Genomic DNA, 25,318 nt, shown 5'->3' with positions numbered 1-25,318 from the left:
ATCATCATCACGATCACGATCACGATCACGATCACGATCACGATCACGATCACGATCACGATCACGATCACGATCACGATCACGATCACGATCACGATCACGATCACAGCCATGCGCATGTCGGCAAGCGTAAGGAATTGGAAGAGGCCTAAATACCAGGTGTACTCTACGTATCGTCGCTGACTAGCGATGACAACATTAAAAAAAATACGAACTACGCAATTTCTGATTGTAAACTGCGCTTACTCTTTTGATTTTGCCTTGTTTGCCCACTGCTGCAAACATCATTCATAGGGAACTAGCAGGGCTGCGTGTCTTGTCTGTTTGATTGCGCGGATTGCCGTATCTTACGTAACATGATTCTTCTGATTAAACCACTAAACGGCCTGACTAATATCCAGTACGGCCAAAAAGTCATGCGTGTCATACGGCTCCGACACCAGGCGCGAGTTTCGGTGCTAACGATGACTCGACCATCTTCTGCTTCAGCTACTAGAAAATTCCATGTCATTTTTATCGGGCAGCTTTCGTCCAGAGGAAAACCGTCAACATCGACGACTATTTCCGGCATATAACGCGCTTTAAAGCCAATCAATAGTTCCTGATCAGGCAATTCACGCATCAAGGTAAAATTTACCTTCTGGAGAAAACCCAGTAGTCGCATATCTGATGTCGGCATGCCACGCAATAAGAACAGCAGGCGTATGGTCAACGAGTCTGAAAAATCTAACGTACGTATTGCCTGATATGCGGTAGCTTTATCGCAAGCAATAGCAATAGCGTGATACTCACAAAATTGATAAACCGGCATATAGGTGTCGAGTAACTTGGGGCTGGTCATGATGTTCCCTGGAAAAAGTTTTGGTATGAATGCTGGCGCTTTGTACTCACGATTTCAATCGGGTGAAAAGTTAGCGTTCGATAACATTACATGAAGAATCTAGCTTTTCCCAAAAGCGGGTTTAAGTAATTAGTTAAAAGGTTTCTCAATTTTCTACCCGGGTGGAAGTCGCGACGTTTCTACCTGTCGATTTTTCTGAAAGGACATATCGTAAACCATCTGAGTAGAATACATAACAATATCGTCTTTATATCCAATAAAAAAATTCTGATTGAGAGCCTGTTTAAATAGGTTCATCATGTAGTGGCCAGGAATGGTTTCATCCAACTAACTTATGGAGGAGTGCAGATGAAAAAGTCATTGGGTATTACAGGTCTTTTTTTAATGTCGTTGATTTCAACTAACAGTTTCGCCGATGATGAAGTGCCGTTTTATGTCCTCAGTGCAGGTGGTCAAAGCGCCATTAATCACCAGATGACTATGGTTGTTGATAGTCCGATGCATTGGGAACATTTGTGGAAAATGCATACGGCTAATAGCGTCGAGGAGGTGGTGGCACCTAAAGTCGATTTCGACAACGAAGTCGTCATTGCGCAATTCCTGGGGCAAGTCGCGTCGTGTGGATACGCCGTTGCCACGGAAGAAGTGGAAGACAAAGGTAGTTATCTGAAAGTTGAAAGTCGGATCAAGACGCCGGAAGGGCCGATCTACTGTTTAGTAGCCGAGCAGCCCTATGAAATGATTACCGTACCGCGCACCGGTATGTTGTTCTCTTTTGAATCAAAAATCGGTGGCAAACACCAACGTCGCTAGTCTTCCGTATGGGCATGTCGTATTAAAACGGCATGCCCTGTTTATTGCGGGGTGTAAATGCTTTCTCGCCCAAGGACATCGTCGTCGGTAAACCATGTCACGTCTACTCCTGCATCGTCATAACGATTTTCACCGGTCAGGTGATTCGTAACATCATAAATATGCGCGTCGTAGCGTATGGTTTGATCGTCGGCGGTAAAACATGTGAGGTCGACACCAGCAAGCGTACGTATTTCCTGATCGAGATTATTGTCTGCGGTATAACTAAACGCCTCGCAATTATCAATAACATCATCGGCGGTATGCCACAGCATATCGTCACCCGGCGCGGAAAACAGTATTTCTGTTTCACGATCGCCGAGGGCGTTGTAAGTAAAATCGTGGTAGTAAGCGACGGTATCGTCGGGTGTAAAAGGCGTGGCGTCTGCACCGGTGTCGGCAAAAAAGTTATGGCGCTCGGGCAATCCATCGACATTAAGCATTACCATGGCAAAGCTGCCAACGGTATTGTCATCAAGCGTACTCCAATCCATGTCGGTACCGGCGTCGACGAATTCCATCCAACGCATATCGCCATCGGCATCAATCATTTCCATTTCCGCCGAGCCGATTTCATCATCGGCGCTAAACCAGGTGGTGTCTGCGCCAGCGCTGTTAAATTGCGCCATAGCGACAACGGCACCTGTGGCGTCTAAGAGGTCCGCCATATAGTATCGAACGTCGTCATCTTCGGTAAACCAGAGAGTATCCACGCCAGGGCCACTATAACGCGCCATGTGTACGTTAATAGCGTTTATAGTGGCGTTGTAAACAACATACTCCTTGATGTCATCGTCTTCGTTAAACCAGATTGTGTCCACGCCTGGCCCGCTGTATTGAATGCGTTTGCTACGCATGCCAGTTGTCAGATCATACTCATACAGGTTGTAGCGGGCAATGGAGCCAGCGGTATAGTAGATTCGTTGTGTTAATAGCGATACTCCCGAAGTAAGCGTTGTGACTCGACCTTGTACGCGCGCGCGTTTATTGATGCGTGCGACATTGAGATCGTATTCACCTTTAGGATCGTTGAATACCACGCCTTTAGTACCGCTAATCGGTATGACATCCTGACGTTGATCATCTGTCAGCTCATTCAACCGAACCACCAACGGCGTCATTGGCGTGCGTACAAAACTTGCCTGCAAGGATGAATGAATTGAGTAAATAGGAAGAGGCTCACCACATGCAAACAGAATAGCGGCCACGGCAAAGCCTGCGAAAGTGCGTCCTTTCATATGTTCCCCACATTAGATCATTGTTATACCGGCGCTGCGTTGGCCTTATAACAAAAATGTAGTCGAGCAATGGTGTGAACGCAAACCAGTGAACTGCGCTGGCATAGAACTCAATCGCCTTATTCATACAAACAATATGAGATATGTAAGGTAAAACTTTGTTCGATAAGTGCCGATAGTGATTCTAAGAAATAATTTTATCGTATGATGATCATTCGCAAAAAGACCACTATTACCCTAATGTTCTGGCTAATATTTTCCATCACTTCGTTTGGGGGGGTGACGGCAAATGCCGGAGATCGCCGCATATCAGGGTCGAGCACTGTGTTGCCAATGATACAGGCGGCAGCGCGTGTCTTCGAGCAGGAAACGGGAATCGATTTTCATGTCGTTGGCGGGGGCAGTGGAAAAGGTATTCGTGACACTATTGCAGGCGAATCAAATATTGGAATGGTCTCGAGGGCGTTAACCGCGAAAGAAGAAGGGGAGTTAACGGCTTTTACTCTGGGTTATGATGGGGTGGCTGTCGTTATACATGCCAATAATCCGGTTACGCAGATTTCACGGCAAAATATAAAGGCAATTTTTACTGGAGACGCTATCGATTGGTCGCTCTTTGGTGGTCCAGTACAAAAAAGCATAGTACTTATCTCCAAGGAAAAAGGTCGATCGACGCGGGAGATATTTGATAACGCTTTTTCGATAAACTCGCTCGCGGAATCGGCGACACTGGTAGGCGCAAACGCAGAAGTACTGGCGCTGGTCGGAATTGAACCTGATGCCATTGGTTATGCGTCTATAGGAGCGATTGAGCGGGCGCAAAATGTGGGCTTGAAAGTTAAGGCCCTACCCGTCGATGGTATTGCCGCAACTTCTGAAAACGTCAAGCTACGTAAGTTTCCAGTTCTACGACAGTTAAATCTGGTGGTGAAAAAGAATCATGTCGAGGATAAAGCGGTAACACAATTTATTCGATTTATGCTGTCGCCGCGTGCACGAGATATTATCCTCAATAAAAACTATATTCCGGTGGAGTAGTCCATGCTGCCTTTTAGAGACTACAGTATCAAAACCGTCATCGATGTATCCTTTCTGTTTTTGCTATCGTATATCGCCGCTATGGGCGTCTTAGACTGGTACTCCTCGCAAGAGTTGGATTTGGCGATAGCCAATACGTTGGAAAAATCCGCGCGTGCCCAGCAAAATGTATTTGATGTTCGTGAGACAGTTAACGCAACCCAGCGCCACGCTCTGCAGGCGGCTGTGTTACGAGACGAAAATCTTTTGCTACTGGCGGCGGCCGAAGGAAATAAGTTCTATGAACTAAGTGACGAACTATTTTCTTTAATGGATGATCGCCGCGCAATCATGTTGACTACTGGAAGCGACGACGAAGGTAGTAGTCGAGCCGAAAAGAATATACGCGACATTCTATTGTTGATTCGTAATGACTACAGGGTGTATCTGAAGGAAAATCTGGCGATTGCGGCTCGCCTGTCAGAAGGCGCTAATGTAAGTGATTCAGACTTGCATCGACTCAAGTTGGGGCAGCAGGAGTTTAATGATAAGTTCGATGATCTCGTCTCTCAAATTGGTTTAGCCTATATACAGGAAGCGGAACAAATAAAGAAAAGTATCAGCGCGCCTCTATTTTTTCATTTTGCTTCATTTCTGAGTATCTTGCTTTCTACGCTAATATTAAAACGTATTTTGGATAAAAAAGTATTTAAACCGCTTTCTCGTGTACTTGCGTTTTTAGGTGGCATGGACGAGCAGGCATTTAACCGAAACAGCCGTATGGAGGAAAACCGAAAAGACGAATTCGGTAAACTGGCTTTTGCCATCAATAATATGTTGGACAACATACATAATGTTACGCTATCCAAAATTTTGATGGAACGCGCCAAAAACCGCGCGGAAGAATCAGAGAAAGCCAAATCAGTATTTCTTTCAAACATGAGTCATGAACTACGCACGCCGCTTAACGCCATATTGGGATTGAGTGAAATACTGGAAGAGGATAGTGGTCTTAGCACTGATCAACGCCAAGGTGTAAAGGATATACATCGCGCGGGACATTATCTCTTGTCGCTGATAAATGACATTTTGGATTTGTCGCGGATCGAAAACGGGCAGTTGAAAATAAAACTGCGGTCTGTTTGCGTAGATCGCGTTGTGCAGGAGAGTATCAAGCTTACCCAGGCTACGGCAAAGAAACACGGTATTACGGTGGTTAATGAGATAGCTGAACGCGATGTCTGCGTGGAAGCGGATGAGTTGAGATTAAAACAAGTGATCGTCAATCTCCTGAATAATGCCATTCGTTATAACCAGGTGGATGGGCGCGTGTACATACGTCTTACGACCAGGACAACGGGAACTGTTTCTATCGAGGTTGTTGATACTGGCGTGGGTATAGACGCGTCGTTTTTGGAAGAGATATTTAAGCCATTTGTTCAAGGTAAGAATGTGACTGACGGTGAAGGTGTGGGAATAGGCTTAAGTATTACCAGGAGTCTGGTGACGCTCATGCAGGGTGAAATCTCGGTATCCAGTGAACCCGGTAGAGGCAGTATATTCACAGTGTCTTTAAGGCGTAATGGTAGCGGTTGCGCGACTGAGGAAGGGGTAAAACCAATGAATTCGGAAAGTGAGTCTCCAGGAAAACTAGCCGGAAGAGAATGCAAGGTTCTTTACGTTGAGGACAATGCTGTCAACACCCTTATTGTTAAGAAAGCGCTATCTATTTTTAGTGGCATATCGTTTCACTCAGTGATGAGCCCCAGTCAGGCCGCTGCGTGGCTGGAGAACAATTCCGTCGATCTGTTGTTATTGGATCTCAATTTGCCTGAGATGAGTGGATACGAGTTACACGAAATGCTTATAGAAAAGGGCTTGCTCTCGGATAAAGTTCCGGTGATTGCAGTTAGCGCCAATGCCCTGCCATCCGATGTAGAAAAAAGCCGGCAGGCCGGGTTCTATTTACACATCAGTAAGCCACTTCAAATCAAGGAATTCCGCGAAACCATTGCTTCGGTGCTTGCTCTCGATTCAAACCGCTAGCAAGCCATCCTAATTGCTCAGACGGAAGTACGAAAGAATGGTGGATAGTTCGATTGCCTGTGAATTTAACATACCTGAGCTAGCTGCCAATTGTTCTGATGCGCTTGCTGTCGCCTGTGCGACTTTGTCGAGATCTGTTATTACATCTGAGACCTGATTGACACCGGAAGATTGCTCTTTAGAAGAAGCGGTTATCTCGCGCACAAGCGTGGCAGTTTCTTCTATGGCGGGGACGATTTTCGCGAGCAGTGTTCCTGCTTCGGATGCAATTTGCACGCTGCTTACCGTCAGTTCCGTTATTTCTTGCGCTGCATGTTGGCTGCGTTCGGCGAGTTTGCGTACTTCATCAGCGACCACGGCGAAACCCTTACCATGGTCACCTGCGCGAGCGGCTTCTATGGCGGCGTTCAAGGCAAGCAAATTGGTTTTGTAAGCGATGTCTTGAATGAGGTCGATTTTTTCAGCTATAACGTTCATCGCCTCTGATGTTCTAGCAACAGCATCCCCACCTGCTTTGGCCTCGGTTGCCACGGTAGAGGCGACTTCATCCGTGCGTTTGGCGTTATCCGAGTTGGCATTGATAGATGCTGCCATTTGTGTGAGCGTCGCACCGGTTTCCTCCAGGCTGGCGGCCTGACGTGAAGCGGCAGAGCTCAGTTCTCCAGAGGTATCTTTACCCTGGGCGGCGCAGTCGGCAATTCTTTCAGCCGTCTCATTTACGCGCAGCATGACGTCTTGTATTTTTTCGATGAATCCGTTCATTGCGACAGAAACATCGCCGAGTTCGTTTTTCCCAAAGTCTGGTAGTCGCCGCGTTAAATCACCATCGCCTTCACGCAGCTCAATCGTCGCGTCGAGCATGGTTTTTAAAGGTGTCGTAACGCTACGGGTAATCACGCCAGCAATTACAAGGCAAAACAACACGGCGAAGGTACCGAGTAAATATTGTAGTGTTTCGAGTCTGTTTGCGGAGGATAAAGAATCTTCCAGTACCCCGTGGGCGGCCTGCATTTGTGCTGATTTGAGAGTTATGGCTTTTTCTGTCAGGCGCTCGGAAGTCACGTCAAAATCTTCCATTACCACATTGCCGGCTTCTATACCTTTAGTCAAATATGCTTCGGCCATGCGTATACCCGTTTTATAAAAGGCATCAAAGGCCGTATCTAGTTGATTAAGATTTTCCAACGCGACTTTATCTTTGTGCGATTCAAACAGCGCACGAAATTTTTCAATTCCCTTTTTAACGTTGTCCGCGGCTTCTTCGGCGTCCTTATATCCGTCGGGATTGTGTGTAGCGGACACGTCCGTCAGCCACTGCTGGACTTGAACAATATTTATCGCGATATCATCGGCGACCAAGGCATAGGGAAACTGTTCAGTTATGATCTGCTCGACGGAATCTGTTACGTGGTTGCTCGCTTGGAGTGTAATACCGATAGAAATGATAAAGATTAGGGCGAGAACACTAAACCCTATCATCAAGCGCTTGCCCACCGTTAAGTTTGACATATTCATGGTGTTATTCCCGACTAAAACATTTGTTTTGTACGTCTATATATAGAAGGGATAGCGAGATGCGGTGTGGAAACTTTAGTGAGTTCGGGCGTTGGGTGTAATAAATATGGGAATCAGTCGCAACAATTTACAATTAGCGCGTATTTTTATGTGAATAGTCCTCAACTGCTTCATCAATCCATTGTTTTAGCGCACCGATTGTCATGGTGTATTGTTTTACGATTTGTCTTGGTCCAAACGGCAGAAAACTTCTGACTTCTTCGTCGTGTTTGCTAACCCAGAGATATGCCTCGTGTAGTTGTTCCTGAAGTGTTCGTAAGGAATTGAGCGCATCTTCTTCTTTTAACTGATCGATATTCCACAATACCGTATTAAAGTCGAGATAAAAGGGTTTGAAGTTCGCAGCGAAATGCTTCATCAGTTCGGAAAAATATTGCTCCCCCTTGGCATTAACCGCATAAACCACCTTATCGGGCACGCCTTCGCTACGAATGGTCTGACCATCCAGGTATCCGCCCTCAGCCAGACGTCGGCAACTTTTGAAGACCGCCGGTTCGCTTATTTTGAGTACGCGATGCACCTCTTTTTCACGGATGAAGCGCACCACTTCATAGGCGTTTTGCGCTTCTCTGAGCAAAATGCCCAGCACAATCAAATCAATAGTAGACATAAGTAGTTGTTTATCCGCGTGTTATATCAGCTGTCTAAATTTGTCGCATGGCCGTTGTCGGGACAGAACCCGGAGCATTATAGGCATGCTACATAAAATTTTCCCCTCAAGGTTTACTAACTATACGCGATAACACTATACTGTATAGCAGCTATACGGTATAGCGGAGGCCTGCTCTGGATCTGTAGGCTCTGCCCACCATAACGACTGAAACGATATCCCTATCCAGGAGGCAGCAATGAAAAAACTGATTCAACTACAACAGGTATCCCGTTGGTATGACGCCGCTGCGGGACGATTTCATGCCTTGCGGGAGATCTCGCTGGAGATCGGCGCAGGTGAATTTGTAGCCATCGTTGGGCGCTCTGGGAGCGGCAAATCGACGCTGTTGAACATGTTTACTGGTATTGATCATCCGTCCGAGGGCGTGGTGAAGGTCAATAGCGGTGATATACACCGCATGAATGAGAGCCAACTGGCGGCCTGGCGGGGGAGTAATATTGGGATCGTGTTTCAATTCTTCCAACTCATTCCTACCCTGACGATTGCCGAGAATCTGGCCCTGGCAATGGAGTTTGTTAATGTGATTCCAAAAAGCCAACGTGCAGCGCGTATCACGCAATTATTGACGCGGGTTGGGATTGCGCAGCACGCACAAAAGCTTCCGGCAGCATTGTCTGGTGGTGAGCAGCAACGTGCGGCAATAGCTCGCGCACTCGCCAATAATTCTCCTGTTCTCGTCGCCGACGAACCGACGGGCAATCTCGACAGTACGACGGCGAATGACATTATGTCGTTATTTGAAACGCTGGTGAATGAGGGCAAGACCGTCATTGTGGTAACCCATGAACAGTCGTCGCTGGACAGGTTTTCGCGTGTTGTTCGCCTACACGATGGTCAGGTGACGGAAGACCTGAAGCAGGAGTATGGCTTAAAGGAGGTCGGCTAATGAATATGTTATTAAAAAAAGCGATTAGCGATATTCGTTATGAGCCTGGGCGATTCGCACTGGTGGTATTTGCACTGGTGATCGGAATTTGGGGCGTAGGTGCAATTCTGGTTTCCTATACGGTGCTATCGCAGGACATGCCGAAAAATTTCCTGGAGACGGCACCGCCACATGTTGTTCTCGTTTCAGATGATTTCGTAGCGGGTGACGCGTCGTGGGTGAATGCGCTTTCCTATGTTGACGCCGCCGAGTTTCGCGAATACTCAGTGCACCGCATTGAGATACAACCGGATTTATGGGTGCCGCTGAGACTATATGGACTGTATGACTTTTCTCATACCGCTCTTGCCCATGTTTACCACCAGGAAGGCGAGCAAATACCCGCAGCGGGAAGCATGTTGATCGAACGCAATGGCCGGCTGATTTCCAATATCAAAGTGGGGTCTGCGCCGAGAGTACGAATGAATAACTCGACGCATGAGATTGCCGTCAGCGGCATCGCCTTCGATCCCGCTCAGCCACCTGCTACGCAGGATCATTTTATCTTTGGCTATATGCATAGCGACACCTATCGTCAGTTTACCGGAGAGTCGCCATATCAACGTATGATAGTGCGCTTTCGTAATGTTGGTTCGAAAGACGATGTCGCAGTTGCCGTAACGCAGTTGCGCGAAGCAATGGCGCGACAGGGCAAGAAGTTACGCATCGTATCAACGCCAAATTTCAATGCCCACCCACATCAATGGCAGCTCGATAGTTTGTTGTTGTTACAGGGCAGTATCGGTTTTCTGGCCTTTGTGATGGCGGCGGTGTTGGTGTCGCAATTGATGGCCTCGCTATTGTCTAAGCAATTGCGACAGATTGCAGTGTTAAAGGCGATCGGTGGCCGACGTTCTCAGGTGTTTGTGATTTATCTGTTAATGGTTGTGTCATTAGGTGTGTTGTCTGGCGCTATCGGCATTCCACTGGCGATTGCGTCAGGATATGGTCTGGCCTATGGCACGGCGTTGCAATTGAATTTCGAGATACTGACAACCCAATTACCGTTTGAGGTCTATCTGGTTTTGATCGCTGCGGCTCTGTTATTGCCGCTGCTCTTTTCTCTATCGACGATTATTCGTGGTACTGCGATGTCAGTGAAGCAAGGTATCGGAGAATATGGTCTGGATGCTTCCATGCAAAAAATCAGAAGTGCGTCGTCTATCACATCGTACTTACCTGGTAGCATCGTGTTTGCGGTTCGCAATAGCATGCGCAGAAAGAGCCGATTAATTGTCACCTTAGTGAGCATGGCGTTTGGCGTGGCGATGTTTGATGCCGGGTTCAATGTTCGACATTCGCTATTTGAAATGTTGCAACAGACTAGCGATAGCATGCGCTACGACGTCAAACTGGTACTCAAGGCACCGGTAAGTCGCGAAAAATTATTGCCGCTGTTTGAAGATGTTGAAGGCGTCAAACGTATCGAAGCCTGGAGTGGCGGAAAGGGCGTTTTGCAGTCCGAGATATTCACGGCCGGAAATGGCATTGGTATTACCGCATTGCCGTTTGATACTCAATTGCGCCGACCGGATATGCTACAGGGTAGATGGTTGAGCGGCGCTGCGCAGGAACTGGTGATGAATACCCAGGCATGGAAGGATTACGGTTTCCCGGACATGGACACGCAGTTGAGTCTTGGTATTGGCGGAAAAACGATTTCGCTGACCTTAGTCGGTCTGGTAGAAGAATTCGATACCACCAAGTTTTATATAGACCAACAACAATACGATGCGATGTTCAATCCTGAGCATCTCGTCAATAGCTTGATGTTTGCCGCGCAAGATCGTCGCTATGCGAGCGTGATACAGCTCAAGACTGCGATAGAAAAAATCGTTGCCGACTCTGCACTGCCGGTGCTCGATGTGGAGTCGCAGCAGCAACGGGTCAAGATACTCTACGATCACCTCAATATTATATTGATGAGCTTTGTAGTGTTCGCCTTAATGGTGTTGAGCGTAAGTGCCTTAGGCATGGCATCGGTAATGGGGATTAACGTGCTGGAACGCACCCGTGAGATAGGTGTGTTACGCGCCATCGGCGCAACACCTGGACATATTTATCGACTCTTTGTAAGCGAAGGTATGTTGCTGGGAATGATTGGAGTGGCTTTGGGATTGATATTGTCCTGGCCCCTGAGTCAATTGGGTGCGCGATTCTGGGGTGATCTCATCATGGGCGGCGCAGACCTTCCCTTGAGTATCAGTCCTGCCGGGGTAGCGATAACCGTCGTGACGACGGTGTTTTTCTGCTGGTTCGCCAGTCATCTGCCATCACGTAACGCGATTCGCATTTCTACACGTGAGGCCCTGGCATATGAATAAATTACTCGCTTGGTGTTTTCTGTTACTGGTGTCGTCCAATATTTCCGCGGCGGAAATACGCATTCGTGTTTCCGGCATCGACGGAGAGCAAGGAAAGGTGAGAGTGGCCTTGTTTCACGAAGCTGAAAAAACACACTTTCCCAAGCAAATCGACAAGATCAGTATTCGGACGGAGGCGTCTATACAGGAGAATCATGCGGATCTGCTGCTAACAGATATTCCGCCGGGAAGATACGCAGCGTTTGTCTTTCATGATCGTAACAATAACGAAATTATGGATCACAGCTGGATCGGTTTTCCCGAGGAGAGTTTTGGTTTTATACGCAACTACCAGGTCAGGATAATACCACCGGATTTTGAAGACGTGATGTTTACCCTTGGTGAAGAGACAGTTCAGTTTGACGTGATGCTGCAATCGTTTTAAATACAAAGTTATGGCGTTCAATAATTAGAAAGCGCCTATGGCGATATTGCCATGGGCACTTAGATCTTTGTGTTGTTTACTTATGCAGACAATTTGGTGCCTGACGTACGGCAAAGGTCAAGGTTTCTTTTCATCTTCTTCATAGGCGAAATCGCCGGTTTTGGGTAGGTCTTTCAACGCGGCAAGAAATTCCTCGGGAAGGCCGACGATTTTGCGTTTTTGAATGTCGATCCAGGCGCCGTCTACGCTGATTGTTGCGGCCAAATTGCCGTCTTCGCGCGTAATCTCATGCACAAATGTCCACCGTGAACCGTCGTGGCGAGAGCGCTTGAGCATGACATTGACCGAGATTTTTTCACTCATGCCGAGTTCGCGTTTGAACACGGCTTCCTCGCGAAAAAGAATGGGGCCGATATGAAGCTTTGACAAAGTATCGACATCCATACCTATTGCTTCCAGGATCTGTACACGCAAATGTGCGGCGTAATCGTAATAAGCCGAATGACGCATATGTCGATTGGCGTCAATGTCGGCCCAACGTACTTCAAAAGTTGTTTTAAACTCTTGCATATACTGACCTCGCTGGTGAAAGAAAAGATTTAAATTAACATATCGGCGTATGCAATCACAGTTAGCGAACGGATAGTCGCTATTTTGAGGCATGTTAAGCCTGTGAGTGTCAACCGACTCATAGACAAAAATAGTGCAAGTCTCATCACAGTTCCTTTTTGGTGCTATAGCCAAAAAGAACTAATTCCGCAACAATAACAATCTAATTAGCTCAGAAATATAAGATTAATTCCAGAGTGGGATCGAGAGGCTACTATGTACGATACGATGACAGCACTTGTGGTGGATGATGCTGGTGCTATACGAAAATATATCGCGAAACTTCTAAATACCCAAATGGGGTTTTCGAATGTATTGCAAGAAGGGTCGGCAGCCGCGGCGCTTAACGTTTTGCAAAACCGTCAGAAAGTGGATTTGATATTGTGCGATTGGGAAATGCCGTCTGTTTCGGGTTTTGCCTTTTTGACGCAGCTTAAACAGCATGAACAATTCAAAGACATCCCCTTTATTATGGTGACGACGCGTAATGACAAACAGTCGATTATGATGGCGATACAGGCGGGGGTTAGTGAGTATCTGATCAAACCCTTTAACGGCCAGACGCTGGAGACCAAGCTATCAAAGATTTTTACCAATGTCGAAAGGCGTGGCGCTGAACGCCTGGTGGTTACGGAAAAGACTGAGGTTATGATTAACTTTAAAGGTATTAGTTATACCGGCGAATTTATGGATATCTCTGAAAATGGCTGCCAGTTGAAAAGTAATGTGTTTAAAAATGGCGGCACAATATATGATCAGGCCAGCATATCATTCAGTATGGATAACCAAAAAATTGTATTGCGTGGAAAACTTATTCGGCAAGAAGTACACAGAGATGGCACTTCGATAAAAGCGGCCTTTCTCTTTCAACCGGTAGAGCATCAAGTAAAGGTTCTGCTAAAGCAGTTTATTGAGCGTTTTAAGATTGAGCAACCAGACAATAGCCAGTGGCACTGACCGACGTTATGTCAAACAGTCGTTTCGTCAAACGCAATCTGTTGTTGTAGCCAGGCGGCTGCGGCGACAAATTCTCTGAAGACGCCGATTTTTAGCCCTCTTCCATCGCATAATGTGGAAAACATACGTGACTGGCCGAATTCGGTATCTTGTGGTGCTACAATGGCGATTGTGTGTGGTCCTCGTTGTTGTTTGTGGTCGCGCACATACTCGAAGAGTCTGAAAATATCGTCCTGGAAATATTCAGACTCGATATCTACAAACTCCCAGGCGACATGGGATAACTGACGATACCTCTCATCTGTCCATAGTTCCTTTAGCATCGACGTCAAGTCGTCTGGCTGAATTGTTCCACTGATACTCAACAGACTAAAAGAAAAGTTTGGAACCGTTTCCAAAACGTAGCGCATTCCGGGATGTCCCATTTTGCCATGTGAAGCGCAAGCATAACACAGCGGCTAAGTCTTGCCGCACGAGTACACAAATGTTTACGAGTGAAAAAAGCCCTCAACAGGTGTTGAGGGCTGGTCGTGTAAAATCAGAAGCGACTAGCTGCCAAAGGATTTGACCAGGCAGGCGTTTACCATGTCCTGGTCTACTCGAATATTACCAGTCTCGTCGATGTAAACTGGCGGTTTGCAGTCGGCACCATCACAAGATTCAGACTGCCAGGCGTTGCCGCGATTACTGATCATGTTTTTGATCCAGTCATTGAGTGGAGTAAGTCCGGTAGTCTGGCTATAAAACTCATCTGTGAAGCGTAGCGCGGTGTGTACGCAGCCGGGCGTGATGTGAAAGCGATAGTTTGCTGCCGCGGATGTGGCGCCTGCGCCCGCTTGCATACGTAGATTCCACTCACCAGCAGTTTGCGCATTGACATTGAACCAGCCATAGAACCCATTATTGGGAACCGTGTATTCACTCTTCATGATGTTGTAGAACAGGATCTGTACGGCATCCCAGGCAGTGGTGAATTGCGCGAACCGGTCTCGTGGATACTGCATCGCTATAGCGGTGTTGATAGTGACGATAAATAAGTCTGGGTCACCAAACGTTGCCGCCTCAAAAGCAGGTAGCCAATTGGGAAAGTTGGCGCGTGCCTGCCATGGGGAGATATCGCTTTGAAAGACATCCTGGATGAATTTGTCGAGTATGACGCCATTGCCACCATCAGACAAAAGATGGGCACGCGAATTTGGCAGTAATTGCTTCAGATACGGAAATGCCAACAGCGCACCGTAGGCGCCTGCGCTTGAACCGGCTACGGTAAGCTTAACGGATTCATCAAGTGAATTTAGCAGGCTTGTTTTCATCCATTCTCTGACGGCGAGAAAGTTATCAAAGCCACGATGTTCGATTACCATGTCTCCAATAGGAAGAGTAACAGGCGTTCCGTCTGCTTGTAGCAGCGTGAGACTGGTGTTTTTATATATTGCGGTATTTGATCCCCAGAAAATGTCCCCCGTGCAAAACGGAACGAATATGATGCTATGATTTTTGAAGGGATTGTCGTTACGAGAAAAATCAAAAATACCACCAAGGTTTTCAGGACTGCTAGATTCCACCAGCTTGCCTAAAAAAGAAGAAGGGACTTTTCCACCAGTCAGGCCGGGTAGCAGAGAACTGGCACAGGTTTCTTCGTTCCAGCATGCACCGCCGCCATCGAAATATACCAAGGTTTCTTCAGAACTTCCCGGACGATAATAAAATGCGTAGGTTTTGTCGGATGGTGTAATGATCGGACCACTGGGCCCGAAACCAGTGACTTCAAGCGCGCCGGAACAGCTGGGCGTAATCAGTCGTTCATTTCCGTTACCGTCAACAACGTGCATTTCAGTGTCGGGAATAATTTTTTGCCATTGACCGAGTTGCGCAGGTCCAGAATTTTGGTGCCGATCAGCATGCGCCAGTATAGGCGCGGCAAAAAAAACAAGAAGTAGTGTTGCAAAAAAACGACGAAAATACATATTTTCTCCTTTTTAAAACGTTGGTCCATCATGAAGCGTAGCGCGATCACAATAGCATTTTGTCGCAGTGGAGAGAAGATAAAATCATTTACTGACATAAGAAATGTCGTAAGGTGGTATTACCAGGATCGGATAGTGAACAAAAAAAATTTTATTAAGCGTAGATATGGATTTATCTATAGATAGGAAAGTGGTTTTTTATATGGTGTTGTCAAGTAGACGGATAGTCGAAAAGGCGAGCAATTGATCTTATGTAAAAATTGAATAAAGGAAAAATTACGCATGTACTGTTGCGGCGATATCTCTATTTGTCACAGGAATTGATTTTCGATGGAAAATGAAATTCCAGGCTCAACTGTGATCGTTTATCTTGCTCTCATGTATCGTGTCTATGGTTGGTTTTCGCGCAGCGAAATTGATGGCGTCAAGTCGCTACGGAATTACATGCCGTTATCTGTTAATGCTTCTGGTAGGAAATGCTGATATGGAATGTTGCAGAAAAATATCGAAGATAAGAACAGATGACTATTTTTTTACTCTGTTACACGAAAAGAAGAGGAGGCCAGTGCTACCCGGTGTTCGGTATCCATTATTCTTGTCTGGAATACAATTTCAAAGAAACTGTCTATCGAATTGTAAAAATATATAGACTAGTTGTTTCCCGTTAGTGGCAATGCCGTAAAGATGTGCGCAATGCGTACAGTTTTCACCAGAATTCCACAGATTGGAAGCATCTTAAGTAGAAAATCAACTCAACTATTTGGATAGTTGTCTCGTTATATATAGAAGCGCGAATATCATGAATTTGCGGAAACAAATTATGGGTAATCTTGATTGAAAACACTGATAGTCGATAGGGTAAAACTGTTTCAGGAAATCATAGCCGGTGTGCTGAGCGATTCCGGAATTGAACACCAGTTTGCCTCTACGGGAAAGGCCGCATTGTCTATGTTGGATAAGGAGGAGTATCAGTGTATTTGCGTGTCTTTGTATCTCGACGATTTTAATGGCATAGAATTATGTAAAATGATACGTCTGAATAAGACTTATCGTTATACCCCTATTGTGCTGCTGACTACAGAGTCTCATCCCAGTATCATAGCCGAAGCGATCAAGTCTGGTATAACAGACATTTTCTCCAAAGATAATATTCACCAACTGGTCAATTTTATCGATCGATTCACACAGTACAATAAGCCTTTGGACGGAAGAGTACTGTATGTGGAAGACCAGAGGTCTTTAAGAGAATTTGTAACCAATATATTTCAGCAAAGAGCGTTGCAGGTCGATGCCTTTGACAATGCAGACGATGCCTGGGAAGCCTTTTTAAAAAATCATTATCATCTGGTGGTGTCAGATCTTGTTCTGGAAGGCGAAACCAGCGGCGTGTTGCTAATAAACAAAATACGTCGTCTGGACGGTGCAAAAGGCGACACGCCTATACTGGCGATGACAGGTTTCGATGAAAGCTCTAGACGCATCAGTCTTTACCATATGGGAATTACTGACTATGTTGCAAAACCCATAATCGAAGAAGAACTCATCATACGCGTGAAAAATCTAATTACGAATCAAAAAGCCTTGGAGCAGGAAATGGAATACCGGGAGGTGATGTCTTCTCAGGACTCCATGCGTCGGGCGATGAAGATGGAAGCGCTGGGGAAAATGACCGGTGGGATTGCCCATGACTATAATAACGTTTTGGGTATTATTTCCGGCTTTGCTGAATTGCTTTCATATGAATTGCAGGACCAGCCGGAGTTGTTGAGTAATGTACAACAAATTCAAAGTGCCAGCAGAAACGCCGCGGCCTTGACCAACAAATTGCTTGCGTTTACTCGTCGTGACAGAGCAGGCGATTCTATACTCAATTTGAATTCTATTATTTCAGATATATTGCCGATGCTGCAGAAGACGCTCACCGCCAGTATACAATTGCAGACGACTCTGGACGCCACCTTGTGGACGGTTGCCGCCGACCACTATGAACTGGAAAATGCCATCATCAATATGTGTATCAATGCCAAACACGCCATGGAATCCAACGGCACATTGACGCTTGCAACGCATAATCTCGATTTGAATCTTGAGGCATCGGAGAAAGTAGGATTGCCGCCAGGACAATATGTTCGTCTAACTGTCAGGGATACCGGTATAGGCATGGATGAGGATACCTTGAAACATGTATTCGATCCGTTCTTTTCTACCAAGGGAGAATCCGGAACCGGTCTCGGTTTGACACAGGTTTACGGTTTCGTACAGCGTTCTAATGGGGCGATTTCCGCAAAAAGTAAACGGGGAAAAGGCACGATCATTGATCTTTATTTCCCACGCTGTGATGCACTGGCAGAGGGTGCAGGAAAAGACAGCAACGAAGAGCAAATCCACGATGGACATGGCAGGAGCGTGTTAGTCGTCGATGATGAGAGCGCCTTGCGCATGCTTACCCAGCAGATTCTTATACAAGGTGGTTACAAGGCGGAGGCGGTATCTAATGCCGAAGAAGCGCTGGCCTTACTGGAGAAGAAACCCTTCGATGTGATGGTGAGCGATATCATTATGCCTGGCATGAATGGGTTTGATCTTGCCGATGCCGCACGTCAAAAATACCCCAAGATGCAAATCATTTTGGCAAGCGGTTACGATAGGGAAGTCAAGAATGTGGAAAAACGCCGTGAATCCTATCAGTATCGACTGCAAAAACCAGTGAGCAAGGCCAAACTATTGTCGACGATACAAACGGCCTTAAAATAAGGGCTCAGCAAATTCTCGGCAAAGGCTCTCCTTCCAATTCCGGTACGATGCGTTGTCCCCCCAGTGATGTCTCGAGTAATACCTGAGACGACCGATCCTCAATCACACCTATTTCGCAAATGTCTTCGCTGATCTGTTTCAATTGCGCGAGGTCCGTCTCCGGCCCACACACAAACAATACCCGTCCCTCGCAGGCAAGTTGATACGGGTCATAACCGAGTATCTCGCACATAGTTCTAACCTGGTCCTGCACTGGAATCGCGTTTTCTTTCAGGCGTACGCCAAGGCCAGTGGAGTTTACAATTTCATGACACACGCCAGCGAGACCACCGCGTGTTGGATCGCGCATAAACTTCAATGTTTCGATACTCAACAGTTTTTCAACCAGTGGTTTTACGCAGCTGCAATCCGACTCAAGGTCACCGTGTAAACCAAACTCCTGGCGCGCAAGCATAACCGCTGTTCCATGATCCCCAACAGTCCCGGAAATAAAAACGCTGTCTCCTGTCCGTATGCGTTGCAAGGAAAGATCGGCGCGTTGCATAACGCCTATACCGGTGGTGGCAATGTAAATCCCTGCAGCATTTCCTCTAGGTAATACTTTGGTGTCACCGGCAACAATACGTACCTGATTGTCGCGAGCGGTTTGTCCCATGCTGGTGGCGATACTGGTGAGTGAACTGATCGGATAGCCTTCTTCGATAAAAAAATTCACCGTGAGATAAGCGGGTATAGCGCCGCTGACCAGCAAATCGTTCAAGGTTCCACACACCGCCAGCTTGCCGATATCTCCACCTGGAAAAAAAATCGGATCAACGGTAAAGCCATCGGTACTGATGACGGCGTGTCCTCGCAAATCCAGGGCGACGGCGTCTTTTGTGGTATCGAGGGTTTTGACGCCAAACGCGGGTGCAAAAACGTTCTGTATAAGTTCCTGCATTAAACGCCCGCCATTTCCGTGGGCAAGGCTAATTGTGTTGTTATTCGTCATTTGTCCGTCCTTTGAGTTTTGCCTGATACTGCGCGGCATATTCCGTTACTTGTCCTAATGAAAGACCGGCGTCATTTGCCGGAATGTGTCGAGAGGTATAGACCTCAAGATTGAGATCCAGCAAACGGTTGCTGACATTCTCACGTAGTATGCGATTTTGAAAAACACCGCCGGTCAGGCCGACGCTTTCAAACACAAAATTCTGTGCCAGTCGTCGCGTGACTTCGGCAATACTCGCCGCCAGAGAGTTATGAAACACGCTGGCGCGATAATAGGGATTTTCTTCTTGATCGAGTAACAATGGCACCAATGGGCGCCAGTCGATTTCAAGTATCTGGTCTTGTGTAACAACAAGCGGTAACCGCAAGGCGTCCGTAATCGAGGGGTTACTCATGGCCTCAAGCATCATCGGCGCCTGGCCGTCGTAACTGCTGGAACTCAAAAGATCGAGCGCCGCAGCCGCGCCATCGAACAGCCTGCCCATGGAAGACGTCGTTGGACTGTTGATACGTTGCGTCCACATGCGACGAACGATATCGCGGGTATCATTGTTTGGGGAGTAGGTGATATCGCTATGCCAGGCCATGCTTGCCGCGCAACGCCAGACATCTTTGATGGCCTGTTGACCACCGGGCAAGCGCAATGGTTTTATGCGGCAAACGCGCTTCCAGTTTCCCGCTTTTCCATAAAAGGCTTCACCGCCCCAAAGCTCACCGTTTTCACCGTAGCCGGTACCGTCCCAGGTAAATACCAGCAGGGGTTCCTGAATCTTGTGTTCAAGCGTCAGTGCCGACGCATGGGCGTGGTGGTGCAACACGGTTTCAAAGGGCAGGCCTTTTTTCTTGAGCCACTGATGCGCAGTGTAAAGAGGATGCGCATCGCACAGGAAAAGTCGCGCGCTGACGCCGTACAATCGTTGCAAACGTGTCGCGCAATGCAAGGCATTACGCCAACCGTCCAGGTCTGACATGCCACCGAGGTGTTGACTGTTGACGGCGTGATTGTCCCAGGCCAGGGTAATGGTGTTTTTACTTTCACCCCCTAGTGCGATTACGGGTACCGGCAGGCGATGCGGGAGCGTGTAGTGTGTGGGGCTGGTCGCGCGACCGCGGCGTATGAAAAAACGGGTGAAGACATTGCCGACCAGAATACTGTCGTCGAGACCGTGTTGCAGCGTCAAATCATGATGAATAAACGCATCAGTCACAGTGCTGAGTCGCTGTTTTGCCAATTCTTCGTCGGCGATGATGGGTTCACCGCGACGGTTGCCCGAGGTTGCAACAATTGGTCGACCAAAAGTGCGTAGCAATAAATGTTCGAATGCGGTTGACGGCAGAAATATGCCCAGATGGCGCATGCCCGGCGCAATATTGTTCGCCAGTTTGCTATTCGGTTTGCGCGCGAGCAAAACCGCTGGTCGTGCATTAGTCATGAGTAAATGGCTGTCTTCTTCATCCGCCCACACATGATGATGCACTGTCTTTAGCTCATGGTCTTGCGGCAACATCAAGGCAAAGGGTTTGTGTGGTCGATTTTTAAAACGCCTGAGGCGTTCGATTGCGCCAGTATTTTCCGCATCACAACACAGGCGATAACCGCCCATTCCCTTGATCGCAATAATTCCACCCTGGATCAATATGCGATTGCAGGTGGCAACGATGTCGTCAACAGATTCGGCCAACAGGATGCTATGTGACAAGGTAATATGTGGACCGCATTTAGGACAGGCAATATTTTGTGCATGAAAACGCCGGCTCTTAGGGTCGTGATATTCCTGCTCGCATTGTTCGCAGGGTTGAAAATGTCGGTAACTGGTATTGGCGCGATCAATGGGAAAGCGCTCCAGTATGGCGTAACGCGGACCACATTCGGTGCAACTGATGAGGGGGTAGCGATAACGTCTGTCGTCAGGATCATTGAACTCATCCAGACATGCAGTGCAGACTGCGTAGTCCTGAATATCGGCGTCTATATTGATGCTGTTACGGCTGGCGCTAATACAAAAGTTTTGGTAGTGAACGGGCCGTTTTTCTTCGAGATGTTCTATGCGCGAAATCTTCGCCAAAGCCGGTAGACGTTTTTTCAACTCGGCGATAAATAGCGGTAATTTTTCCGGAGCGCATTGCAAAAGTATGCGCACAGCCGAACCGTGGTTATAGACTTCGCCCTGTAATCCCATCTCCATGGCAACGCGTGCAACAAAGGGACGAAACCCCACGCCTTGTACGCGGCCGTGAATTTTGATGACGTAGGTCAGATGTAACTCTGTTGCAAAATCGGCAACGCTGCTCATGACAGTCCAACCTCAAGGGGACGGTGTTGCGCTGCCTGCCACCAGATGTGACAGGCGCCCTCGCTGGATACCATGCATGGACCCGCAGGAGATTCCGGCGTACACGTCGCACCATAGAGTTTGCACTGATGGGGAAGTATCGATCCCATGACCACTTTGCCGCATGCGCAGGCGCGCGGCATGTCGTGCTTACCCGTTTCCTCCAGCGCCTGTGCGTACACCGATGCATAATAGTCATGCGTGTCGAGATTTTTGAATTCGGGTTTTAAACGGAAACCGGAATTTTCCACCCGGCCGATGCCGCGCCAGCGTGATCCGTCGATGTCAAAAAAGCGCTCGATGGTTGCTATAGCAAAAGGATTACCTTCAGCTCTGGCTACGCCACGGTAACAATTTTCGACATGAAAATCTGCGCTGTGGTGTTGCTGCGTAATGGCGTTTATTGCGCTGAGCACACTGAGCTGGTCGAAGCCAGCCACAGCGCATGGTTTTCGGTACTGTTCGCTGACAAAACGCCATTCATCCGTACCCATAATCGTCGCCACGTGACCGGGCGCAATCAAGGCGTCTATGTTATTGGTCGTGGATTGCAATAGATGTTGCACTATCGGCGCGGTTCTTTTTGCTGACACTAAAAGACGGACGTTCGCGGGCAGACCCTGCGCCAGCATGGCGGCCACTGGCGCCAGCGTGGTTTCAAAGCCGACAACGAAGAATACAATATTCTGCTCTGGGTGTTGTTCTGCCAGGGATAACACATCCAGCGGCGAAGCGATGGGTATAACCCGTCCTCCGTGTTGACGCGCTGATTCGAGGCTATAGATCTCGTCGGTTGAGCCGTTCATCGAGCGTAGTGGTACACGCAACATATCGCCAAAACTGGTAACGATCGTATCTTTCAGAAAGGAAAGTTGAACGGCAAAACGGATGTCTTCTTCCGGGCAAACACATACCGGGCAACCGGGACCGGGAATCAGTTGCACATGCGCAGGCAGCAGATAGCGCAGCCCGGCAAGGCTGATGCTGCGTTCATGCCCACCGCAGACGTTCATAATGCGTAGCGGCGGAATATTACTGGCGCGTATCTGTCTCAGATAATCGCGCGGGCCAGGTTTATTCAAATTCCAGTTCCTTGAGTGTCATATCCGTTCCACTTTCCAGGACGGTCCGCGAACTCCCGCAGTGTGGACAACTCAGTTCAGTATCTGTAACGGTGATGTACTGTTGGCAGTCCGCGCAACGAAACCCCGTGGGCACTCGTGTAATGTGTAAACCAACGCCTTCATAAGGCGTACCCTGCGTTGCGAGAGGGAAAAGTTCCTGTAGCTCGTCGACATCGATACGAGCCAGGTCACCAACCTCCAGGGTAATGCGTGTCAGTCGTTTGTCTTTATGATGCGTCGTGATTTTGCTGACTTCGCGCAGAATACGTCGACACGTCGACATCTCATGCATGTTTATTCTTCTCCAGTCGTTCCATCGCCTGAAAAATCTCCAGCCGGGCGCTTGCATCCTCGTGGGAGATTTTTTGTATGGCGTAACCGACGTGGACCAATACATAGTCGCCGATAGCGAGTGTCTGCCCCTGTAATAAGAATACGTCAACATTTCGCGAAATGCCGCCGCGTTCGCAGCGCGCGGTGTGTTCGCATAACGAGACTATTCGCATGGGTATGCCGAGGCACATGTTAAACGGACTCGCCGGTTAGTGAGTACACAAGCCTACCCAGTGACAATACAGAACTCAAGCGGTCTTTTTGACAAAAAACGCTACCGAAATAGCGCAGCGACATTGCACTTGTTTTATTAAAGTGTCTACTCAGCATACAATGGCCCTACACCGCCATAGGGAAGCGAGTCACTACCATGGACTTTCGCTATCTGCCTCGTCAGGATTTGCAATTACTCATCGACGCGCTGCGACAACAGGCGTACCGCTTGCTTGGGCCTGTGGTACGACAAAACGCCATCGTGTATGACGTGATTGAATCCGTCGCTGAATTGCCGGTGGGTATTCAGGACGAGCAGTCGCCCGGTAGTTATCGCTTACACCAAGTCGATTCTCCACGTAACTTTGCCTGGGCTAATAGCCCGCAGGCCTTAAAGCCCTTGAGCTTTGCGCCGCGTGAATCGCTGTGGTCAGCAAGACGAGACGAGCACGGCGTATTGTCTTTTGAGCCCTGTCTGCCCGAACCAGAACAAATTGCTGTTATTGGCATACGCGCCTGTGATCTCGCCGCCCTCGATTTGCAAGACCGACATTTTCTGCAACAAAACGCTGATCCTGCCTATGAACGTCGTCGAGAATCTCTGTTTTTGATTGCGGTGAATTGCAGTCATCCGGCGGCTACGTGTTTTTGCAGCCATAGCGGCGACGGCCCAAGTGTAAAAACTGGCTATGACCTGGTCATGACCGAGCTCGACGATGGTTATTTAATCGCCAGCGGCAGTCTGCGCGGCAAACTGTTGCTGGAAGAGTTTTCCTGGGCCGTGGCAAGTGCAGAACAACGACGCGAAGCGGAACTCCAAGCGCAGGCTTCAATTGAACAAATGCAGGCCCAAGCAGCGCCGGATTTGTCTGCCACTGATGTCCTGACGTCACGCCTTGAACACCCTCGCTGGGAGGAGGTCGCCGCCCGTTGTCTGGCCTGCGGCAATTGCACGGCGGTGTGTCCCAGTTGTTTTTGTCATCGCGAGATCGACGAAACCGAATTAGGCAGTCCAACCACTACTCACCTGCGCGAATGGGACAGTTGTTTTGGTCAAGGGCATAGTTATATCCACGGCCTGACGGTGCGTAGCGAAACCCGCTTGCGTTATCGACAATGGTTGACGCACAAATTTGCCACCTGGAAAGAACAGTATGGGCGCATCGGTTGTACCGGTTGCGGGCGTTGCATTAGCTGGTGTCCGGTCGGAATCGATGTGCGTGAGGAACTCGCGGCTTTGTGTGAGGACGCTGCCCATGTATAAGAGGTGGCCGTGATGCACAACCCCTACCTGCCACAAACGGTAAGCGTCGTCGAACGCGTCCAGGAAACCCCGACGATCTTTACCTTGCGCCTGCGTTTTGAAGACAAGAATCGACAACGGGATTATCGTTTCGAGCCGGGGCAATTCAATATGCTGTATTTGCATGGCGTAGGCGAAGTGGCGACATCGATAGTTTCCGATCCAGCAGAGGAAGAAACCGTCGACCACACCATACGTGCTGTTGGACGCGTAACCAAGGGGCTGGCGAAACTAAAACCGGGCGATCAAATTGGCCTGCGCGGTCCGTATGGCAGAGGTTGGCCCTTGCGTGAAGCGCTAGGTAAAGACGTGATTCTGGTGACGGGCGGTTTGGGATGCGCACCAGTGGTTTCGGTGATACGTTACGTCACCCGTCGCCGCGACATGTTTGGACGCCTGATCATTATGCAAGGTGTGAAACGCGCCGATGATTTGATCTGGCGCGAACAATACGACCACTGGGCAAGCCTGCACGAAACCCAGGTCATCCTCGCCGCCAGTGAAGAAACCAGCGCCGATTGGCCATGGCATACCGGACATGTAACAAATCTGATTGGTCAGGCGATATTCAACCCACGCAATGCCATTGCCATGATGTGTGGCCCCGAGCCGATGATGCACGCCGCCATCGAACCGTTACTACGTGAAGGTTTGGACGAACAAGACATCTGGCTCAGCATGGAGCGCAACATGCAATGCGCCGTCGGCCTATGCGGGCATTGCCAATATGGCGCTTCGTTTATTTGCAAGCAAGGACCGGTGTTTCCGTATGCAGAGATTCGGTCTTTGTTTGGGGTTAAGGGGTATTAATAAGACTTTC

At 48.2% G+C, this 25,318-nt stretch carries 22 protein-coding genes; 10 read left to right on the top strand and 12 right to left on the bottom strand.

Annotated elements, in window-relative coordinates; genetic code table 11:
- Window positions 1-298: 298 nt before the first annotated feature.
- Window positions 299-841, bottom strand: coding sequence for a hypothetical protein (locus OEZ43_13615; GenBank protein ID MDH5546627.1), 543 nt, complete (start codon window positions 839-841; stop codon window positions 299-301).
- 348 nt (window positions 842-1,189) lie between these two features.
- Between OEZ43_13615 and OEZ43_13610 the strand changes: the two genes are divergently transcribed.
- Window positions 1,190-1,654, top strand: a complete 465-nt coding sequence (locus OEZ43_13610) for a hypothetical protein (GenBank protein MDH5546626.1) — start codon at window positions 1,190-1,192, stop codon at window positions 1,652-1,654.
- A gap of 41 nt (window positions 1,655-1,695) precedes the next feature.
- Here OEZ43_13610 and OEZ43_13605 read toward each other — a convergent pair whose 3' ends face one another.
- A complete protein-coding gene (locus tag OEZ43_13605) occupies window positions 1,696-2,931 on the bottom strand; it encodes a hypothetical protein (GenBank protein MDH5546625.1) in 1,236 nt (411 codons plus the stop codon).
- 204 nt (window positions 2,932-3,135) lie between these two features.
- Here OEZ43_13605 and OEZ43_13600 point away from each other — a divergent pair, with 204 nt between their 5' ends.
- On the top strand, window positions 3,136-3,969 hold the full coding sequence (locus tag OEZ43_13600; protein MDH5546624.1) for a phosphate ABC transporter substrate-binding protein: 834 nt from the start codon (window positions 3,136-3,138) through the stop codon (window positions 3,967-3,969).
- 3 nt (window positions 3,970-3,972) lie between these two features.
- A complete protein-coding gene (locus tag OEZ43_13595; GenBank protein ID MDH5546623.1) occupies window positions 3,973-5,994 on the top strand; it encodes an ATP-binding protein in 2,022 nt (673 codons plus the stop codon).
- 9 nt (window positions 5,995-6,003) lie between these two features.
- Here the strand turns inward: OEZ43_13595 and OEZ43_13590 are convergent, their stop codons facing one another.
- Window positions 6,004-7,509, bottom strand: coding sequence for a methyl-accepting chemotaxis protein (locus tag OEZ43_13590; GenBank protein ID MDH5546622.1), 1,506 nt, complete (start codon window positions 7,507-7,509; stop codon window positions 6,004-6,006).
- Between the two features lie 133 nt (window positions 7,510-7,642).
- Window positions 7,643-8,179 carry a PadR family transcriptional regulator gene (locus OEZ43_13585; GenBank protein ID MDH5546621.1) on the bottom strand — a complete coding sequence of 179 codons (537 nt, stop codon included), beginning with the start codon at window positions 8,177-8,179 and terminating at the stop codon, window positions 7,643-7,645.
- Between the two features lie 238 nt (window positions 8,180-8,417).
- Between OEZ43_13585 and OEZ43_13580 the strand changes: the two genes are divergently transcribed.
- From OEZ43_13580 to OEZ43_13570, 3 genes are read left to right on the top strand one after another with little or no spacing between them, the layout of a single operon-like run.
- The gene (locus OEZ43_13580; GenBank protein ID MDH5546620.1) at window positions 8,418-9,128 is read left to right on the top strand and encodes an ABC transporter ATP-binding protein; all 711 of its coding nucleotides are present in this window, start codon (window positions 8,418-8,420) and stop codon (window positions 9,126-9,128) included.
- Window positions 9,128-11,491, top strand: a complete 2,364-nt coding sequence (locus OEZ43_13575; protein ID MDH5546619.1) for an ABC transporter permease — start codon at window positions 9,128-9,130, stop codon at window positions 11,489-11,491. The genes OEZ43_13580 and OEZ43_13575 overlap by 1 nt, the downstream gene beginning before the upstream one ends.
- Window positions 11,484-11,915 carry a DUF2141 domain-containing protein gene (locus OEZ43_13570; protein MDH5546618.1) on the top strand — a complete coding sequence of 144 codons (432 nt, stop codon included), beginning with the start codon at window positions 11,484-11,486 and terminating at the stop codon, window positions 11,913-11,915. Before OEZ43_13575 ends, OEZ43_13570 begins: the two co-directional genes overlap by 8 nt.
- Before the next feature lie 117 nt (window positions 11,916-12,032).
- Here the strand turns inward: OEZ43_13570 and OEZ43_13565 are convergent, their stop codons facing one another.
- Window positions 12,033-12,485, bottom strand: a complete 453-nt coding sequence (locus OEZ43_13565) for a thioesterase family protein (GenBank protein ID MDH5546617.1) — start codon at window positions 12,483-12,485, stop codon at window positions 12,033-12,035.
- Between the two features lie 255 nt (window positions 12,486-12,740).
- On the opposite strand from OEZ43_13565, the gene OEZ43_13560 reads away from it, so the two are divergent.
- The gene (locus OEZ43_13560) at window positions 12,741-13,481 is read left to right on the top strand and encodes a response regulator (protein ID MDH5546616.1); all 741 of its coding nucleotides are present in this window, start codon (window positions 12,741-12,743) and stop codon (window positions 13,479-13,481) included.
- 11 nt (window positions 13,482-13,492) lie between these two features.
- Here OEZ43_13560 and OEZ43_13555 read toward each other — a convergent pair whose 3' ends face one another.
- Together OEZ43_13555 and OEZ43_13550 are read right to left on the bottom strand one after the other, a co-directional pair.
- Complete coding sequence (locus tag OEZ43_13555) at window positions 13,493-13,891, bottom strand: hypothetical protein (protein ID MDH5546615.1); 399 nt, start codon at window positions 13,889-13,891, stop codon at window positions 13,493-13,495.
- 138 nt (window positions 13,892-14,029) lie between these two features.
- Entirely contained in the window at window positions 14,030-15,448 is a 1,419-nt protein-coding gene (locus OEZ43_13550; protein ID MDH5546614.1) for a pectinacetylesterase family protein, read from the bottom strand.
- An 834-nt stretch (window positions 15,449-16,282) separates the two neighbouring features.
- On the opposite strand from OEZ43_13550, the gene OEZ43_13545 reads away from it, so the two are divergent.
- On the top strand, window positions 16,283-18,202 hold the full coding sequence (locus OEZ43_13545) for a response regulator (GenBank protein ID MDH5546613.1): 1,920 nt from the start codon (window positions 16,283-16,285) through the stop codon (window positions 18,200-18,202).
- Between the two features lie 4 nt (window positions 18,203-18,206).
- Here OEZ43_13545 and hypE read toward each other — a convergent pair whose 3' ends face one another.
- Genes hypE through OEZ43_13520 form a run of 5 tightly spaced genes read right to left on the bottom strand, consistent with a single transcriptional unit; the run spans window position 18,207 to window position 23,173 of the window.
- Window positions 18,207-19,193, bottom strand: coding sequence for a hydrogenase expression/formation protein HypE (gene hypE / locus OEZ43_13540; GenBank protein MDH5546612.1), 987 nt, complete (start codon window positions 19,191-19,193; stop codon window positions 18,207-18,209).
- Window positions 19,183-21,486, bottom strand: coding sequence for a carbamoyltransferase HypF (hypF, locus tag OEZ43_13535; GenBank protein ID MDH5546611.1), 2,304 nt, complete (start codon window positions 21,484-21,486; stop codon window positions 19,183-19,185). The genes hypE and hypF overlap by 11 nt, the downstream gene beginning before the upstream one ends.
- The gene (gene hypD, locus OEZ43_13530; GenBank protein MDH5546610.1) at window positions 21,483-22,607 is read right to left on the bottom strand and encodes a hydrogenase formation protein HypD; all 1,125 of its coding nucleotides are present in this window, start codon (window positions 22,605-22,607) and stop codon (window positions 21,483-21,485) included. The genes hypF and hypD overlap by 4 nt, the downstream gene beginning before the upstream one ends.
- Window positions 22,600-22,941, bottom strand: coding sequence for a hydrogenase maturation nickel metallochaperone HypA (locus tag OEZ43_13525; GenBank protein ID MDH5546609.1), 342 nt, complete (start codon window positions 22,939-22,941; stop codon window positions 22,600-22,602). Before OEZ43_13525 ends, hypD begins: the two co-directional genes overlap by 8 nt.
- Window positions 22,934-23,173, bottom strand: coding sequence for a HypC/HybG/HupF family hydrogenase formation chaperone (locus tag OEZ43_13520; GenBank protein MDH5546608.1), 240 nt, complete (start codon window positions 23,171-23,173; stop codon window positions 22,934-22,936). Before OEZ43_13520 ends, OEZ43_13525 begins: the two co-directional genes overlap by 8 nt.
- A gap of 179 nt (window positions 23,174-23,352) precedes the next feature.
- Between OEZ43_13520 and OEZ43_13515 the strand changes: the two genes are divergently transcribed.
- Both OEZ43_13515 and OEZ43_13510 read left to right on the top strand, forming a co-directional pair.
- A complete protein-coding gene (locus tag OEZ43_13515; GenBank protein MDH5546607.1) occupies window positions 23,353-24,459 on the top strand; it encodes a 4Fe-4S dicluster domain-containing protein in 1,107 nt (368 codons plus the stop codon).
- 12 nt (window positions 24,460-24,471) lie between these two features.
- Window positions 24,472-25,308, top strand: coding sequence for an FAD/NAD(P)-binding protein (locus OEZ43_13510; GenBank protein MDH5546606.1), 837 nt, complete (start codon window positions 24,472-24,474; stop codon window positions 25,306-25,308).
- The last annotated feature ends 10 nt before the right edge of the window (window positions 25,309-25,318 follow it).

The organism is Gammaproteobacteria bacterium (genome assembly GCA_029881255.1).
GTDB lineage: Bacteria > Pseudomonadota > Gammaproteobacteria > S012-40 > S012-40 > JAOUMY01.
The sequence above is the reverse complement of the archived record's forward strand: the minus strand, read 5'-3'. Positions and strand labels throughout refer to the sequence as shown.

Excerpts from the sequence above, each read along its gene's own strand:
- OEZ43_13590 (MDH5546622.1), bottom strand. The coding sequence starts at position 7,509 with ATGAATATGTCAAACTTAACGGTGGGCAAGCGCTTGATGATAGGGTTT.
- OEZ43_13555 (MDH5546615.1), bottom strand. The coding sequence starts at position 13,891 with ATGCGCTACGTTTTGGAAACGGTTCCAAACTTTTCTTTTAGTCTGTTG.
- OEZ43_13605 (MDH5546625.1), bottom strand. The coding sequence starts at position 2,931 with ATGAAAGGACGCACTTTCGCAGGCTTTGCCGTGGCCGCTATTCTGTTT.
- OEZ43_13585 (MDH5546621.1), bottom strand. The coding sequence starts at position 8,179 with ATGTCTACTATTGATTTGATTGTGCTGGGCATTTTGCTCAGAGAAGCG.
- OEZ43_13615 (MDH5546627.1), bottom strand. The coding sequence starts at position 841 with ATGACCAGCCCCAAGTTACTCGACACCTATATGCCGGTTTATCAATTT.
- OEZ43_13580 (MDH5546620.1), top strand. The coding sequence starts at position 8,418 with ATGAAAAAACTGATTCAACTACAACAGGTATCCCGTTGGTATGACGCC.
- hypE (MDH5546612.1), bottom strand. The coding sequence starts at position 19,193 with ATGACGAATAACAACACAATTAGCCTTGCCCACGGAAATGGCGGGCGT.
- OEZ43_13520 (MDH5546608.1), bottom strand. The coding sequence starts at position 23,173 with ATGTGCCTCGGCATACCCATGCGAATAGTCTCGTTATGCGAACACACC.
- OEZ43_13595 (MDH5546623.1), top strand. The coding sequence starts at position 3,973 with ATGCTGCCTTTTAGAGACTACAGTATCAAAACCGTCATCGATGTATCC.
- OEZ43_13565 (MDH5546617.1), bottom strand. The coding sequence starts at position 12,485 with ATGCAAGAGTTTAAAACAACTTTTGAAGTACGTTGGGCCGACATTGAC.
- OEZ43_13600 (MDH5546624.1), top strand. The coding sequence starts at position 3,136 with ATGATGATCATTCGCAAAAAGACCACTATTACCCTAATGTTCTGGCTA.
- OEZ43_13550 (MDH5546614.1), bottom strand. The coding sequence starts at position 15,448 with ATGTATTTTCGTCGTTTTTTTGCAACACTACTTCTTGTTTTTTTTGCC.
- OEZ43_13610 (MDH5546626.1), top strand. The coding sequence starts at position 1,190 with ATGAAAAAGTCATTGGGTATTACAGGTCTTTTTTTAATGTCGTTGATT.
- OEZ43_13515 (MDH5546607.1), top strand. The coding sequence starts at position 23,353 with ATGGACTTTCGCTATCTGCCTCGTCAGGATTTGCAATTACTCATCGAC.
- OEZ43_13570 (MDH5546618.1), top strand. The coding sequence starts at position 11,484 with ATGAATAAATTACTCGCTTGGTGTTTTCTGTTACTGGTGTCGTCCAAT.
- hypF (MDH5546611.1), bottom strand. The coding sequence starts at position 21,486 with ATGAGCAGCGTTGCCGATTTTGCAACAGAGTTACATCTGACCTACGTC.
- OEZ43_13560 (MDH5546616.1), top strand. The coding sequence starts at position 12,741 with ATGTACGATACGATGACAGCACTTGTGGTGGATGATGCTGGTGCTATA.
- OEZ43_13525 (MDH5546609.1), bottom strand. The coding sequence starts at position 22,941 with ATGCATGAGATGTCGACGTGTCGACGTATTCTGCGCGAAGTCAGCAAA.
- OEZ43_13510 (MDH5546606.1), top strand. The coding sequence starts at position 24,472 with ATGCACAACCCCTACCTGCCACAAACGGTAAGCGTCGTCGAACGCGTC.
- OEZ43_13575 (MDH5546619.1), top strand. The coding sequence starts at position 9,128 with ATGAATATGTTATTAAAAAAAGCGATTAGCGATATTCGTTATGAGCCT.